The sequence below is a fragment of the Pseudomonas sp. NFPP25 genome (assembly GCF_900116505.1).
GTDB lineage: Bacteria > Pseudomonadota > Gammaproteobacteria > Pseudomonadales > Pseudomonadaceae > Aquipseudomonas > Aquipseudomonas protegens.
Genome location: NZ_FPBG01000004.1, coordinates 529,395 through 544,317, shown reverse-complemented (window position 1 = coordinate 544,317; position 14,923 = coordinate 529,395). Strand labels below are relative to the sequence as shown.

The following is a 14,923-nucleotide window of genomic DNA, read 5'->3' as shown; positions in this document are numbered from 1 at the left end:
GCCGGCAAGCCGGCTCCTACACCAAGCCGGCGAACGCAATCCAACGGCCGCCCCCGTTATCAAGGAAGAACATGAGCAAGAAAGTCATCGAGGACACCAGCAAGTTCCTCAGCTATGTGCTGCGCCACGAGCCCCAGGCCATCGGCCTGGAACTGGACAGCGAAGGCTGGGGCGATATCGACGCGCTGATCAGCGGTGCGGCCAAGAACGGCCGGCAACTGAGCCGGGAACTGATCGAGCTGGTGGTCGAAGGCAACGACAAGAAGCGCTTCGCCCTCTCGGCTGACAGCCGGCGGATTCGTGCCGTTCAGGGGCATTCCAACAAGGCCGTGCAATTGCAGCTTGAGGCAAAGCAACCGCCCGCCGTGCTCTTCCACGGCACCGCCACGCGCTTCATGGATTCGATCAACGAAAAGGGGCTGATCCCGGGTTCACGGCACCACGTGCACCTGTCCCAGGAAATCGACACCGCGCGGGCCGTGGGCCAGCGCTATGGCAAGGTGGTGATCCTGCAGATCGACGCCCAGGCCATGCAGGCCCAGGGCTTCACCTTTTATCAGGCAGAGAATGGGGTGTGGCTGACCGAACAGGTGCCGGTCGGCTTCATCAAAGCCCTGTAGGAGCCAGCTGGCTGGCGAAGGCGACCTTGAAGGCCTCTTCGCTGGCAAGCGGAACGCCGCCCGGCAGCTCCTACAGCAGCGTGTCCGCGGGGCTCAGGCGAGCTTTTCGAACTTCAAATCCCACACGCCGTGGCCCAGGCGCTCGCCGCGACGCTCGAACTTGGTGATCGGGCGTTCGGCCGGGCGCGGTACACACTTGCCGTCTTCGGCCAGGTTGCGATAACCCGGGGCGACGTTCATCACCTCCAGCATATATTCGGCATAGGGCTCCCAGTCGGTGGCCATGTGCAGAATGCCGCCAACCTTGAGCTTGCTGCGCACCAGCTCGGCGAAGGAAGCCTGGACGATGCGGCGCTTGTGGTGCCGGCTCTTGTGCCACGGATCGGGGAAGAACAGCATCAGCCGGTCCAGGCTGTTGTCGGCGATGCAGCGGTTGAGCACCTCGATGGCATCGCAATCGTAGACCCGCAGGTTGGTCAGGCCCTGGGTCAGCACGCCATTGAGCAGCGCGCCGACACCCGGGCGGTGAACCTCAACGCCGATGAAATCCTGCTCCGGGGCCGCTGCGGCCATTTCCAGCAGCGAGTGGCCCATGCCGAAGCCGATTTCCAGGGAGCGCGGTGCCGAACGGCCGAACACCTGGTCGTAATCCACCGGGGCGTCGGCCAGGGGCAGCACGTACAGCGGCGCGCCCTGGTCCAGGCCGCGCTGCTGGCCCTCGGTCATGCGCCCGGCGCGCATCACGAAACTCTTGATGCGGCGGTGTTGGCGCTCGTCGCCGGCTTCCGGCTGGATTGGCGTGTCGTTTGATTCAGTCATCAATGGCTCTTACTTGATCAGACCATCCAGCGGCGAAGAGGCGCTGGCATAGAGTTTCTTCGGCATGCGACCGGCGAGGTACGCCAGGCGGCCCGCGACAATTGCGTGTTTCATGGCTTCGGCCATCATCACCGGCTGCTGCGCGTGGGCGATGGCCGAGTTCATCAGCACCGCCTCACACCCCAGTTCCATGGCGATGGTGGCGTCGGAAGCGGTACCGACACCGGCATCCACCAGTACCGGAACCTTGGCTTCTTCAAGGATGATCTGCAGGTTGTACGGGTTGCAGATTCCCAGCCCGGTGCCAATCAGCCCGGCCAGCGGCATGACCGCGATGCAGCCCATTTCCGCCAGCTGGCGGGCGATGATCGGGTCGTCGCTGGTGTAGACCATCACGTCGAAACCTTCCTTGACCAGCACTTCGGCGGCCTTGAGGGTTTCCAGCACGTTGGGGAACAGGGTCTTCTGGTCGGCCAGGACTTCCAGCTTCACCAGGTTGTGGCCATCGAGCAGCTCACGGGCCAGGCGGCAGGTGCGCACGGCCTCGACCGCGTCATAGCAGCCGGCGGTGTTGGGCAGGATGGTGTAGCGATCCGGCGGCAGGATATCCAGCAGGTTCGGTTCGCCCGGGTTCTGGCCGATATTGGTCCGGCGCACGGCAACGGTCACGATCTCGGCACCCGAGGCCTCGATGGCCAGGCGGGTTTCTTCCATGTCGCGGTACTTACCGGTGCCTACCAGCAAACGCGACTGGTACGTCCGACCGGCCAGGACGAAAGGCTTGTCACTACGAACGTTGCTCATCGGAAATCCTCTGTTGGGGTGAGGTTCTTGCAGAATTCTTTATCAGGCCCGGGGCTCTGGTGACCCTCGATCCGGGGCCGGTGAAAGCATGTCGTCCATGAAAGGGCCCGGAATCGGGCCAGGGCGCTGCGCAGATGAGCAGCAGCGCGGTTGAAGCCGGTGACTAGCCGCCGCCGATGGCGTGGACCACTTCAACCTGGTCACCTTCGTTGAGGGCGGTTTCGGCGTGCTGGCTGCGCGGAACGATATCCAGGTTGAGTTCCACCGCGATCCGCCGTCCGGTGAGTTCCAGATGGCTCAGCAGGGCCGCAACGGTCGAGCCGTCGGGCAGTTCAAAGGATTCACCGTTCAACTGAATGCGCATGCCAAGGCCGCCATCATTTTTAGGGGCCAGCATTCTAGCCCGATCATGACCTAAAGGTCAGCTACAAGCGTCAGCCGGCAACTTGCAGGCGCCAGGCGGCAAGCCCCAGCAGGAACCAGCCGACCAGGAAGGCCACACCGCCGAAGGGGGTGATGATCCCCAGCTTGCTGGTGCCAGTCAGGGTCAGCAGGTACAGGCTACCGGAGAACAGCAGGATGCCCAGGGTGAAGGCAGCGCCGGCCCAGGTCACCAGCCGCCCGGGAATATGAGCCGCCAGCAAGGCGACGCCGAACAACGCCAGGGCATGCACCAGTTGATAGGTAACACCTGTATGAAAAATAGCCAGGTAGTCCGTGCTCAGGCGGTTTTTAAGACCGTGGGCGGCGAAAGCGCCAAGGGCAACCCCGGTGAAACCGAAGAAGGCGGCCAGCATCAGGAAGCCACGCAACATGAGGAACTCCAGTCAGATTCAGCACAAAGGGTCTGTATAATGGCGCGCTCAACGGGTTCGGCCAAGCCATCTCTATGCTGCGTTATCTGTTTCGTCGTCTTGTAAAAGCCTTGATGTGGTTCATGGTCGGCAGCGTCCTGCTGGTGCTGCTGTTGCGTTTCGTACCGCCACCGGGCACCGCCCTGATGGTAGAGCGCAAGATCGAGTCCTGGGTCGACAACGACCCCATCGACCTGCAGCGCACCTGGAAGCCTTGGGATGAAATCTCCGACAACCTCAAGGTGGCGGTGATCGCCGGCGAGGATCAGAAATTCCCCGAGCACTGGGGCTTCGATATCGATGCAATCCAGGCAGCGTTGATCCACAACGAAAGGGGCGGCTCGATCCGTGGCGCCAGTACCCTGAGCCAGCAAGTGTCGAAAAACCTGTTCCTGTGGTCCGGCCGCAGCTACCTGCGCAAGGGACTGGAAGCCTGGTTCACCGCGCTGATCGAGGTGTTCTGGCCCAAGCAGCGGATTCTTGAGGTCTACCTCAACAGTGTCGAATGGGATGAAGGGGTGTTCGGGGCAGAAGCCGCGGCGCGCCATCACTTCGGCGTCAGCGCGGCCAATCTGTCACGCCAGCAAGCCAGCCTGCTAGCCGCTGTCCTGCCCAATCCAAGGGTGTGGAGCGCAGCACGTCCCAGCACTTATGTGATGCAGCGGGCGGGCTGGGTTCGGCGGCAGATGAGCCAGTTGGGTGGAGCCGATTACTTGAATCGGCTGAACGAGTCGCGCAGGGCGCCTTGGGCGGAGTAACCCGGATTTGGCTTTGCGCCGGTTCTTCTTGAGCATGTTCGAGATGGGTGCTGGGCTGGGGATTCGCCGGCAAGCCGGCTCCTACGCCAACCGCACAAACAAAAACGCCCCGAGGTAATCGGGGCGTTTTGCATGACGCTTCAGGCTTAAGCGGCGATGGACAGTTTCAGCTTGTTCATCGCGCTTTTTTCCAGCTGGCGAATCCGCTCGGCCGAAACGTTGTACTTCTGCGCCAGGTCATGCAGCGTGGCTTTCTCTTCGGCCAGCCAGCGCTGGTAGAGGATGTCACGGCTGCGTTCGTCCAGCACTTCCAGGGCTTCGTGCAGGTTGCTGGTGGAGTTGTCGCTCCAGTCGGCATCCTCAAGTTGCAGCGCCGGGTCGTAGCGGTGGTCTTCCAGGTAGTTGGCTGGCGACTGGAAGGCGCTGTCGTCGTCCGCTTCCGCAGCCGGATCGAACGCCATGTCCTGGCCGGTCAGCCGGCTTTCCATTTCCCGCACTTCACGAGGCTCCACGCCCAGGCTTTCCGCCACGCGGTGAACTTCTTCGTTGTTCAGCCAGGCCAGACGCTTCTTCTGGCTGCGCAGGTTGAAGAACAGCTTGCGCTGCGCCTTGGTGGTAGCAACCTTCACAATCCGCCAGTTACGCAGGATGAACTCGTGAATTTCCGCCTTGATCCAGTGCACGGCAAAGGACACCAGGCGCACACCCATCTCAGGGTTGAAGCGCTTCACGGCTTTCATCAGGCCAACGTTGCCTTCCTGGATCAGGTCAGCCTGGGCCAACCCGTAGCCGGAATAGCTACGGGCGATATGTACGACAAAACGCAGGTGGGCGAGCACCATCTGCCGAGCCGCCTCAAGATCCTGCTCATAGTAGAGACTCTCGGCCAGTTCACGCTCCTGCTCGGGTGTCAGCAATGGAATGCTGTTCACCGTGTGCACATAAGCCTCCAGGTTTGCGCCTGGAACCAATGCGTAAGCAGGTTGCAAAGAAGTGGTCATACGAAAAAACCTCCGACTCACATAACTCGTGCCGTTCAGCACTGCGAAAATTGACCGGAAACCGCGAAACAAGTTCCCAAAAATGCTGAAAGGTCAATACAAGCAAAAAGATATTACTTCGGTGCCAGTTCCCTCAGGTGACGGGCCACCGCAATCCACGCACCGATATAACCCAACAGCACCGCCCCTAGCAAGAGCGACAGACCATCGGCAACCGGCACCCCCGCGAGGGCAAAATCGCTGCCATACAAGCCAGCCAGACCGATTACCGCATCGTTCAGCCAGTTCAGGCCAAACGCCAATACACCCCAGGACAGGATCCCCGCGCCGAAACCATACAGCGCCCCCATATAGAGGAAGGGCCGACGAACATAACTGTCCGTGCCGCCGACGAGTTTAATCACTTCTATCTCGGTGCGGCGGTTTTCAATATGAAGACGAATGGTATTGCCTATCACCAAAAGTAATGCAGAAACCAGCAGCACCGTCAGGCCGAAGACAAAGCGGTCCCCCAGCTTGAGGATCGCCGCCAGCCGCTCGACCCATACCAGGTCCAGTTGCGCCAGTTGCACCTTGGGCATTTCCGACAACCGCTGGCGCAGGGCTTCCAGGGTCGCCTTATCCACTTCGTTCGGTGTGACCAGCACTACACCCGGCAGCGGGTTATGGGGCAGTTCGCGCAAGGCCTCGCCCAGCCCGGACTGCTGCTGGAACTCCTCCAGGGCCTTTTCCTTGCTGATGAACTCGGCATCCGCCACACCGGGCAGGCCCTTGATCTCTTCACTGAGCTTCTCGCCCTCGGTAGCAGAAGCCCCCAGATCCAGGTACAGCGAGATCTGCGCCGCGCGCTGCCAGGAACCGCCCAGGCGCTCGACATTATTGAGCAACAGCGACAAGCCCATGGGCAGGCTCAAGGCCACGGCCATCACCAGGCAGGTAAAGAAGCTGCCGATGGGCTGTTTGCCCAGGCGCCGCAGGCTGTCCAGCAGGCTGGCGCGATGGCTTTCGATCCAGGCGTGCAGCAGGGTGCCGAAATCCGGGCCGTCGTCCTCGTCACGCTTTTTCTTCGGCGGTGGTGCTTCGGACGCCTTGGGCGCTACGCGCTCCGCCACTTTAGGGGTACGTGTAGCACTCATACGCCGGCCTCCCCGTCGCCGATCAAGCGTCCGCGTTGCAAGGTCAGCATGCGGTGGCGCATGCGGGCGATCAGTGCCAGGTCGTGGCTGGCGATCAGCACGCTGGTGCCCAGGCGGTTGATGTCTTCGAACACGCCCATGATTTCCGCCGCAAGACGCGGGTCGAGGTTACCGGTGGGTTCGTCCGCCAGCAGCAGAGCCGGGCGGTGGACGATGGCCCGGGCGATGCCCACGCGCTGCTGCTGACCGGTGGACAGGTCGCCGGGGTACAGATCGGTCTTGTCCGACAGCGCTACGCGCTCCAGGGCCGAGTCCACCCGCTTGGCGATTTCCGCCTTGGACAGGCCGAGGATCTGCAGCGGCAGGGCGACGTTGTTGAATACGGTGCGGTCGAACAGCAACTGGTGGTTCTGGAACACCACGCCGATCTGCCGCCGCAGGAACGGGATCTGCGCATTGCTGATCTGCCCCAGGTCCTGCCCGGCCAGCAGCAGCTTGCCGGTGGTGGGACGCTCCATGGCCAGCAGCAGGCGCAGCAAGGTGCTCTTACCGGCGCCGGAATGGCCGGTGACAAACAGGAATTCGCCGCGACGCACGCGAAAGCTCAGCTCATGCAGGCCAACGTGACCGTTGGGGTAGCGCTTACCGACCTGTTCGAAACGAATCATGAACGCTCCCGCTCGGCAAACAGTGCCTGGACAAAGGGTTCGGCTTCAAAGGTACGCAAGTCGTCGATGCCTTCACCGACGCCGATATAACGGATCGGCAGGCCGAACTGCTTGGCCAGGGCGAAGATCACTCCCCCCTTGGCGGTACCGTCGAGCTTGGTCAGGGCCAGGCCGGACAACTGCACCGTCTGGTTGAACTGCTTGGCCTGGTTGATGGCGTTCTGGCCGGTAGCGGCGTCCAGCACCAGCAGCACCTCATGGGGCGCGTCGGCATCGAGCTTGCCGATGACCCGACGGACTTTCTTCAGCTCTTCCATCAGGTTGTCTTTGGTGTGCAGGCGCCCCGCCGTGTCGGCGATCAGCACGTCAATGCCACGGGCCTTGGCCGCTTGCACCGCATCGAAGATCACCGAGGCCGAATCGGCACCGGTGTGCTGGGCGATGACCGGGATCTTGTTGCGCTCGCCCCAGACTTGCAACTGCTCCACTGCCGCGGCGCGGAAGGTGTCGCCAGCGGCCAGCATGACTTTCTTGCCTTCCAACTGCAGCTTCTTCGCCAGCTTGCCGATGGTGGTGGTCTTGCCGGCGCCGTTGACGCCCACCACCAGGATCACGAACGGCTTGTTCTGGGCGACGATCTGCAGTGGTTGTTCCACCGGCTTGAGCATGCTGGTGAGTTCGGCCTGCAGCGAGGCATACAGCGCATCGGAGTCGGTGAGCTGCTTGCGTGCCACCTTCTGGGTCAGGTTCTGGATGATCACCGAAGTCGCCTCGACCCCGACGTCTGCGGTCAGCAGGCGGGTTTCCAGGTCTTCCAGCAATTCGTCATCGATGGCCTTCTTGCCGAGGAACAGGCTGGCCATGCCTTCGCCAATGCTGGCGCTGGTCTTGGACAGGCCCTGCTTGAGGCGAGCGAAGAAGCCGATCTTGCTCTCTTCGGCGGGACGGGCGGGCTCGGTCACAGGCTCGGGCTCTGCCGCCGCCACAACCGGCTCGGCTACAGGAGCAGGAGCAGGAGCAGGAGCAGGAGCAGGAGCAACAGGTTCAGGGGCGACAAATACCGGGGCAACCGGGGCTTGCACCTCGACCACGGGGGCCGGGGTAACCACCGGGGCTTCGACCACCGGCTCAGGGTGCACGGCAACAGCCGGAATCGGCGGAGCCACATGCTCGGCCTGGGCGTCTTCCACCAGGGCCACGGGTTCTTCCGCCACCGGCAGGGTCAACCAGGGCTTGTGCTCGGCGCTTGGCGCCAGCGGCAGGTCGGGCGCCGCGGGGGCCGCCGGTTCAGGCGCGATGTGCGGTTGCAGCACCGGCTCGGCCATTGGCAGCACCACCGGCTCGGCCGGGGCTACGCTGGCGGCAGGTTCGATGACCGGGGTCGGTGCCGGCTCGGCAGGCACTTGCGGCTGTTCGACGACGGGTTCCTGCGGCTTTTTGCGCAGCCATCCGAACAGGCCTTTCTTCTCGCCAGCCGCGGCTGGGGTCTTTTTGTCGTCGTTGGAACCAAACATGGAGACGGCTATCTCAAGGTAGCGATGCGCCACTGGGCGCCTCGGTAAATAAATATTCGATGCAGAACAGACTGTGTTTCATCCAGCTTGTTCACGCGCAACATGTTGTCGAAATGCCCAAAAGCACTTCAAGGAGCGATTTTACTAAAGGACTGGAACGGCAAAATCGGCGAAAAGTCGAAGTCTAGCTGGTAAATCAGGGCTTCTTGCCGGTAACTCATACAACCTGCTCAAGTACATGCTGATCCGCGAAGACCTGATAGGCGTGGCCGCCAGTAAAACGGATCAGTATCCTAGCACCTCCTCGCCCGCACAGGCTAAGACCAAGCGGGCAGCCCAACAGGTTTAAAAACGAATGAATGCTCTAGCCCGCCGCGCCGCAGGCCTGCTGCTCAGCACAGTTTGTCTGCCCCTTGCAGCCCTGGCTGCCGACCCTCAACCCACCCATGAATTCACCCTCGACAACGGCCTCAAGGTCGTGGTCCGCGAAGATCATCGCGCGCCGGTGGTGGTGTCCCAGGTCTGGTACAAGGTCGGCTCCAGCTACGAAACCCCGGGCCAGACCGGTTTGTCCCACGCCCTGGAACACATGATGTTCAAGGGCAGCGAGAAAGTCGGCCCCGGCGAGGCCTCCCTGATCCTGCGGGACCTGGGCGCCGAAGAGAACGCCTTCACCAGCGACGACTTCACGGCCTATTACCAGGTCCTGGCCCGCGACCGCCTGGGCGTGGCCCTGGAGCTGGAAGCCGACCGCATGGCCAGCCTGCGCCTGCCGGCCGACGAGTTCAGCCGCGAAATCGAGGTCATCAAGGAAGAGCGCCGCCTGCGCACCGACGACAAGCCGATGTCCAAGGCCTACGAGCGCTTCAAGGCCATGGCCTACCCGGCCAGCGGCTACCACACGCCGACCATCGGCTGGATGGCCGACCTGAACCGGATGAAGGTCGAGGAACTGCGCCACTGGTACCAGGCCTGGTACGTGCCGAACAATGCCACCCTGGTGGTAGTCGGCGACGTCACCCCGGACGAGGTGAAAACCCTGGCCCAACGCTACTTCGGCGCGATCCCCAAGCGTGACGTGCCACCGGCGAAGATCCCCATGGAGCTGGCCGAGCCCGGCGAGCGCCTGATCACCTTGCACGTCAAGACCCAACTGCCGAGCCTGATGCTGGCCTTCAACGTGCCGAGCATCGCCACCGCCGAAGACAAACGCGCGGTGAACGCCCTGCGCCTGGCTGCGGCCCTGCTGGACGGCGGCTACAGCGCCCGCATCCCGACCCAGCTGGAGCGCGGCGAAGAGCTGCTGTCCGGCGGCTCCACCAGCTACGACGCCTACACCCGGGGCGACAGCCTGTTCATGCTTTCGGCCACCCCCAACAGCCAGAAGAAGAAAACCATCGCCCAGGCCGAAGCCGGGCTGTGGCGCCTGCTGGACCAGTTGAAGACCACCCCGCCATCCGCCGAGGAACTGGAGCGGGTGCGAGCCCAGGTGATCGCCGGGCTGGTCTACGAACGTGACTCCATCACCAGCCAGGCCACCGCCATCGGCCAGCTGGAAACCGTCGGCCTGTCGTGGAAGCTGATGGACACCGAGCTTGCGGAACTGCAAAGCGTGACCCCGGAAGACATCCAGAAGGCCGCCCGCACCTATTTCACCCGGGAACGTATGAGCGTGGCCCATGTACTGCCTGAGGAGTCCGCTCATGATTAAGCGCCAGAAAGCTTCACCGGTCCTGCTGGGGCTGGCCCTGGTGGCCCTGCTCACCGCCGGCGGCCTGTACCTGTCGAACTCCGGCCAGACCAACGCCAGCCAGGCCCTGGACAACGCCAAGAGCAGCCAGAAACTGCAGTCTTTGGCCGAGCTGGACGGCAAGGCCCCCAGCCATCGCAACCTGGACGTGCAGACCTGGAACACCGCCGAAGGCGCCAAGGTACTGTTCGTCGAAGCCCGCGAGCTGCCGATGTTCGACCTGCGCCTGATCTTCGCCGCCGGCAGCAGCCAGGACGGCAACGCGCCGGGCGTGGCCCTGCTGACCAACGCCATGCTCAACGAAGGCGTGGCCGGCAAGGATGTAGGCGCCATCGCCCAGGGCTTCGAAGGCCTGGGTGCGGATTTCGGCAACGGCGCCTACAAGGACATGGCCGTGGCCTCGCTGCGCAGCCTGAGCGCTGTGGATAAGCGCGAACCGGCGCTGAAGCTGTTCGCCGAAGTGGTGGGCAAGCCGACCTTCCCCGCCGACTCCCTGGCGCGGATCAAGAACCAGATGCTCGCCGGCTTCGAATACCAGAAGCAGAACCCCGGCAAGCTGGCCAGCCTGGATCTGATGAAGCGCCTGTATGGCACCCACCCTTACGCCCATGCCAGCGACGGCGATGCCAAGAGCATCCCGCCGATCACCCTGGCCCAGCTCAAGGCTTTCCACGCCAAGGCCTACGCTGCCGGCAACGTGGTGATCGCCCTGGTCGGCGACCTGTCCCGCAGCGATGCCGAGGCGATTGCCGCACAGGTCTCCGCCGCCCTGCCAAAAGGCCCGGCGCTGGCGAAGATCGAGCAACCTGCCGAACCCAAGGCCAGCATCGGCCATATCGAGTTCCCGTCGAGCCAGACCAGCCTGATGCTGGCGCAACTGGGCATCGACCGTGACGACCCGGACTACGCCGCTGTCTCCCTGGGCAACCAGATTCTCGGCGGTGGCGGTTTCGGCACCCGGCTGATGAGCGAAGTGCGCGAGAAGCGCGGCCTGACCTACGGCGTCTACTCGGGTTTCACCCCGATGCAGGCCCGCGGCCCGTTCATGATCAACCTGCAGACCCGCGCGGAAATGAGCGAAGGCACCCTGAAGCTGGTGCAGGACGTGTTCGCCGAGTACCTGAAGAAAGGCCCGACCCAGAAAGAACTGGACGACGCCAAGCGTGAACTGGCTGGCAGCTTCCCGCTGTCCACCGCCAGCAACGCCGATATCGTCGGCCAGCTGGGCGCCATGGGTTTCTACAACCTGCCGTTGAGCTACCTGGAAGACTTCATGCGTCAATCCCAGGAGCTGACGGTGGAGCAGGTCAAGGCCGCCATGAACAAGCACCTGAATGTCGACAAGATGGTCATCGTCAGCGCCGGCCCCACCGTCGCGCAAAAGCCGTTGCCGCCCCCCACTGACAAACCCGCCGAGCAGCCGCTCGGGGTTCCGGAGCATTAATGGCCCGTCCAGCCCGTCCCAGCAAGAAACCCGTCCACAACCAGCACAATGGCGTGGGCCAGTTGCGCATCATTGGCGGCGAATGGCGCAGCCGCAAGCTGAGCTTCCCCGACCTGCCGGGGCTACGGCCGACCCCGGACCGAGTGCGTGAAACCCTGTTCAACTGGTTGGCGCCCTATGTGGCCGGGGCCAAGGTCATCGACCTGTTCGCCGGCAGCGGCGCGGTGTTTCTCGAAGCCCTGTCCCGTGGCGCCGCCACGGGCCTGGCCCTGGACAGCAGCAGCGTGGCCATTTCCAGCCTGCGCGAGCACCTGGGGACCCTGCGTTGCACCGTCGGCCAGGCCCAGACCGCCGACGCCCTGCGCTACCTGGAAACCCAGCCGGCCACGCCGTTCGACCTGGCCTTCCTCGACCCGCCGTTCAACCAGAACCTGCTGCCCGCCGCCTGCGCCCTGCTGGAAGAGCGCGGCTGGCTGGCGGACGACGCCTGGATCTACACCGAAAGCGAAACCGCGCCATCGACCCTGGGGCTGCCCGGAAGCTGGCGCCTGCACCGAGAACAAAAATCCGGGCAGGTGTATTACTCGTTGTGGCAACGTATGGCAGACAACGTCGCCTAGAACCTGATCACGACCTCGCGAGCAACGCTCAGGCCCGAGCCGCACAGCAGATCGTAGACAGGCTCTCAAGCCGACCGGAACAAGGTACGCAGCCCGCCCGGGCTGCGCGCCGCTGCATCGAGACCCTCCCCGTGCCCGACTCGCCTGATCGCTTCACCCCCGCCTTCGGCCTTGGCAACCCGCACCTGCAGACCCTGTGGGGCCCGCTGTGGCGCCCGACCACTCACCTTGAGCGCCAGCGCGAACGCTTGTGGCTGGACGACGGCGACTTTCTCGACCTGGACTGGCACGGCCCCCATAGCGCCGACGCGCCCCTGGTGCTGGTGCTGCATGGTTTGACCGGTTCCTCCAACTCGCCTTACGTGGCCGGCCTGCAGCAGGCCCTGGCAACCCGGGGCTGGGCCAGCGCGGCGCTGAACTGGCGCGGCTGTTCCGGCGAGCCCAACCTGCTGCCCCGCAGCTACCACTCCGGGGCCAGCGAAGACCTGGCTGCAGCCATCGCTCACCTGCGGGCCAAGCGCCCCCAGGCGCCGCTCTATTCGGTGGGCTACTCCCTGGGGGGCAATGTGCTGCTCAAATACCTAGGGGAAAGCGGCAGCGACAGCCCATTGCAAGGCGCCACGGCGGTGTCGGTGCCGTTTCGCCTGGACCAGTGCGCCGATCGCATAGGCCAGGGTTTTTCCAAGGTCTACCAGGCGCACTTCATGCGCGAGATGCTGGCCTACATCAAGGACAAGCAGCGCCAGTTCCAGCACGACGGCCGCCACGAAGGCCTGGCCACCCTGGCGCAACTGGGGCCGCTGACCAAGATGCGCACCTTCTGGGACTTCGACGGCCGGGTCACCGCGCCGCTGCACGGCTTTGCCGATGCCCAGGACTATTACCGCCGCGCCTCCAGCCGCTATTTCCTGGGGCAAATCCGCACCCCGACCCTGATCATCCAGGCCGCGGACGACCCCTTCGTATTCCGTCACAGCCTACCCGAAGCCAGCGAGCTATCCGCCAGCACCCAGTTCGAGCTGCAGGCCAAGGGTGGCCATGTGGGTTTTGTCGACGGCAGCCTGAAACACCCCGGCTATTACCTGGAGCGGCGGATCCCGCAGTGGTTGGCTGGCCTGGATCGCCATGGATAAGCCAGCCCGGGAATCGATCCGCTTCTGGCAGAGTGCGCCCCTGGCCGGGGTCGAGTTGCTGGCCGCGCGTTACATCGAGCAGCGTTTCGTGCCCCATGTGCATGAGGGCTATGTGATCGGCATGATCATGGCCGGTGCCCAGCGCTACCGCTATCGCGGAGCAGAGCATTTGGCGGGCAGCGGCACCCTGGTGCTGATCAACCCGGACGAGCTGCACACCGGGGCCAAGGGCGTGGAAGACGGCTGGCTGTACCGCGCCTTCTACCCGGAGAACCAGCAGATATTCGGCCTGCTGGATGAACTGGAACTGCCCAGCGGCAGCCTGCCGGCCTTCGGCGCCACCTTGTACCGCGATCCGGACCTGGTACAGGGTTTTGCCCACCTGCACCACCTGCTGGAAAGCCCGGCCACGGCCCTGCAACAACAGACCCAATGGCGAGAAATGCTGCTGTTGCTGTTGCAACGGCACGCCGGAGTGCGGGCACCAGGTGAACCCGGGCAGGAACACCGGGCCATCGTCCAGGCCAAGGAGTTGCTGCGCTCGCAGTTGGCGGCGCCGCCTTCACTGGAGGAACTGGCAGCAGCGGTGAACCTGTCACCGTTCCATTTCGCCCGGGTGTTTCGCCGGGCTACGGGGATTCCGCCCCACACCTGGTTGATGCAACAGCGCATCGCCAAGGCCCGGGCCTTGCTGCGTGATGGCTGCCTGCCCCTGGAAGTGGCGACACAACTGGGGTTTGCCGACCAGAGTCACCTCAGTCGGCAGTTCAAGCAGGTGTATGGGGTAGCGCCGGCGGCTTATCGCAGTGCCGTTCTGCAGTAGGGCGGTGCGGCTTTCGCGAGCAAGCTCGCTCCTACAGGTTCGCGGGGGCCTGCGGGCCGTAGGAGCTGGCTTGCCAGCGAAGGGGCCACGGGTAAAGGCCGTCAGTCACCGGTGGCGACAGGCCGCTGCGCATCGGTGATCCACTCGCTCCACGAACCGGCATACAGCCGCCCCAGGGGGTAGCCGGCCAGGCTCAGGGCGAACAGGTTGTGGCAGGCGGTGACGCCAGAACCGCAATAGGCCACCAGTTGCTGCGGGTCACGCCCGGCCAGTTTCTGCGCGAAACGCTGCTTGAGCTGATCGGCCGGTAGAAAGCGCCCATCCTCCCCCAGGTTGTCGGTGAACGCCGCGCATTGCGCCCCGGGAATATGCCCGGCCACCGGGTCGATGGGTTCCACTTCGCCACGAAAGCGCGGCAGGCCACGGGCATCCAGCAGGGTCAGGTCCGCCTGGCCCAGGCGCTTGCCCAGGTGCTCGGCATCCAGCAGCAGGCTGTGGTCAGGGTGCCCGACGAACTGCCCCGGCGCGTTTTCCGGGGCATCCAGGCTCAGCGGCAAGCCAGCGGCGTGCCAGGCTTTCAGGCCGCCATCGAGAATGAAAACGCCATCACGCTTGCCCAGCCAGGCCAGCAACCACCAGGCACGAGCGGCGTAGGCACCGGGGCCGTCGTCGTAGAGCACGATCTCGCTGTCGTTATCGATGCCCCAGGCCTGCAGGCGCGCCACCAACTGCGCGGGCTCCGGCAACGGATGCCGACCGGTCACGCCCTTGATCACCGGCGCGCTCAGATCCCGGTTCAGGTCCGCGAAATGCGCCCCGGCGATATGCCCGTCGGCGTAACTGCGCTGGCCGTAATCCGGGTCTTCCAGAGCAAAGCGACAATCCAGAATCACCAGGCCGGGCTGCTGTTTCTTCTGGTCCAGGGCAAGCGGGCTGATCAACTGCGCGAGGGGCATGGCGGGCTCCTGTGAATAAGTTG

16 protein-coding genes are annotated in these 14,923 nt (G+C 64.0%); 7 read left to right on the top strand and 9 right to left on the bottom strand.

Features of this window, described 5'->3' with window-relative positions:
- Positions 1-71: 71 nt before the first annotated feature.
- Positions 72-620, top strand: a complete 549-nt coding sequence (locus tag BM382_RS18780) for an RNA 2'-phosphotransferase (protein ID WP_072443570.1) — start codon at positions 72-74, stop codon at positions 618-620.
- Between the two features lie 93 nt (positions 621-713).
- Here the strand turns inward: BM382_RS18780 and trmB are convergent, their stop codons facing one another.
- The 4 genes from trmB to BM382_RS18760 all read right to left on the bottom strand — a co-directional run bounded on the left by trmB (position 714) and on the right by BM382_RS18760 (position 3,058).
- Positions 714-1,439 (bottom strand): tRNA (guanosine(46)-N7)-methyltransferase TrmB, encoded by a 726-nt coding sequence (trmB, locus tag BM382_RS18775; protein ID WP_011064023.1) that lies wholly within the window; start codon positions 1,437-1,439, stop codon positions 714-716.
- A gap of 9 nt (positions 1,440-1,448) precedes the next feature.
- On the bottom strand, positions 1,449-2,243 hold the full coding sequence (locus BM382_RS18770; RefSeq protein ID WP_011064024.1) for a thiazole synthase: 795 nt from the start codon (positions 2,241-2,243) through the stop codon (positions 1,449-1,451).
- Positions 2,244-2,406: 163 nt separating this feature from the next.
- The gene (thiS, locus tag BM382_RS18765) at positions 2,407-2,607 is read right to left on the bottom strand and encodes a sulfur carrier protein ThiS (protein WP_011064025.1); all 201 of its coding nucleotides are present in this window, start codon (positions 2,605-2,607) and stop codon (positions 2,407-2,409) included.
- Positions 2,608-2,677: 70 nt separating this feature from the next.
- Complete coding sequence (locus BM382_RS18760; protein ID WP_011064026.1) at positions 2,678-3,058, bottom strand: DUF423 domain-containing protein; 381 nt, start codon at positions 3,056-3,058, stop codon at positions 2,678-2,680.
- A 74-nt stretch (positions 3,059-3,132) separates the two neighbouring features.
- On the opposite strand from BM382_RS18760, the gene mtgA reads away from it, so the two are divergent.
- Positions 3,133-3,855, top strand: a complete 723-nt coding sequence (gene mtgA, locus BM382_RS18755) for a monofunctional biosynthetic peptidoglycan transglycosylase (RefSeq protein WP_011064027.1) — start codon at positions 3,133-3,135, stop codon at positions 3,853-3,855.
- Between the two features lie 146 nt (positions 3,856-4,001).
- Here mtgA and rpoH read toward each other — a convergent pair whose 3' ends face one another.
- The 4 genes from rpoH to ftsY form a co-directional block, all read right to left on the bottom strand.
- Positions 4,002-4,856, bottom strand: coding sequence for an RNA polymerase sigma factor RpoH (gene rpoH, locus BM382_RS18750; RefSeq protein WP_011064028.1), 855 nt, complete (start codon positions 4,854-4,856; stop codon positions 4,002-4,004).
- Positions 4,857-4,969: 113 nt separating this feature from the next.
- Positions 4,970-5,992: a permease-like cell division protein FtsX gene (gene ftsX / locus BM382_RS18745; RefSeq protein ID WP_015637373.1), complete on the bottom strand. Its 1,023-nt coding sequence runs from the start codon at positions 5,990-5,992 to the stop codon at positions 4,970-4,972.
- Positions 5,989-6,660 (bottom strand): cell division ATP-binding protein FtsE, encoded by a 672-nt coding sequence (gene ftsE / locus BM382_RS18740; protein WP_011064030.1) that lies wholly within the window; start codon positions 6,658-6,660, stop codon positions 5,989-5,991. Before ftsE ends, ftsX begins: the two co-directional genes overlap by 4 nt.
- Positions 6,657-8,174, bottom strand: coding sequence for a signal recognition particle-docking protein FtsY (gene ftsY / locus BM382_RS18735; protein WP_072443568.1), 1,518 nt, complete (start codon positions 8,172-8,174; stop codon positions 6,657-6,659). Before ftsY ends, ftsE begins: the two co-directional genes overlap by 4 nt.
- 355 nt (positions 8,175-8,529) lie before the next feature.
- On the opposite strand from ftsY, the gene BM382_RS18730 reads away from it, so the two are divergent.
- From BM382_RS18730 to BM382_RS18710, 5 genes are all read left to right on the top strand, one after another.
- A complete protein-coding gene (locus tag BM382_RS18730; protein WP_072443566.1) occupies positions 8,530-9,885 on the top strand; it encodes a M16 family metallopeptidase in 1,356 nt (451 codons plus the stop codon).
- Positions 9,878-11,368, top strand: a complete 1,491-nt coding sequence (locus BM382_RS18725) for a M16 family metallopeptidase (protein ID WP_072443564.1) — start codon at positions 9,878-9,880, stop codon at positions 11,366-11,368. Before BM382_RS18730 ends, BM382_RS18725 begins: the two co-directional genes overlap by 8 nt.
- Complete coding sequence (gene rsmD, locus BM382_RS18720; RefSeq protein WP_011064034.1) at positions 11,368-11,988, top strand: 16S rRNA (guanine(966)-N(2))-methyltransferase RsmD; 621 nt, start codon at positions 11,368-11,370, stop codon at positions 11,986-11,988. The genes BM382_RS18725 and rsmD overlap by 1 nt, the downstream gene beginning before the upstream one ends.
- A 131-nt stretch (positions 11,989-12,119) precedes the next feature.
- Positions 12,120-13,121, top strand: coding sequence for a hydrolase (locus BM382_RS18715; protein ID WP_072443562.1), 1,002 nt, complete (start codon positions 12,120-12,122; stop codon positions 13,119-13,121).
- Complete coding sequence (locus tag BM382_RS18710; protein WP_072443560.1) at positions 13,114-13,944, top strand: AraC family transcriptional regulator; 831 nt, start codon at positions 13,114-13,116, stop codon at positions 13,942-13,944. Before BM382_RS18715 ends, BM382_RS18710 begins: the two co-directional genes overlap by 8 nt.
- Positions 13,945-14,045: 101 nt before the next feature.
- Here BM382_RS18710 and BM382_RS18705 read toward each other — a convergent pair whose 3' ends face one another.
- Complete coding sequence (locus BM382_RS18705) at positions 14,046-14,900, bottom strand: sulfurtransferase (protein ID WP_053160329.1); 855 nt, start codon at positions 14,898-14,900, stop codon at positions 14,046-14,048.
- Between the last annotated feature and the right edge of the window lie 23 nt (positions 14,901-14,923).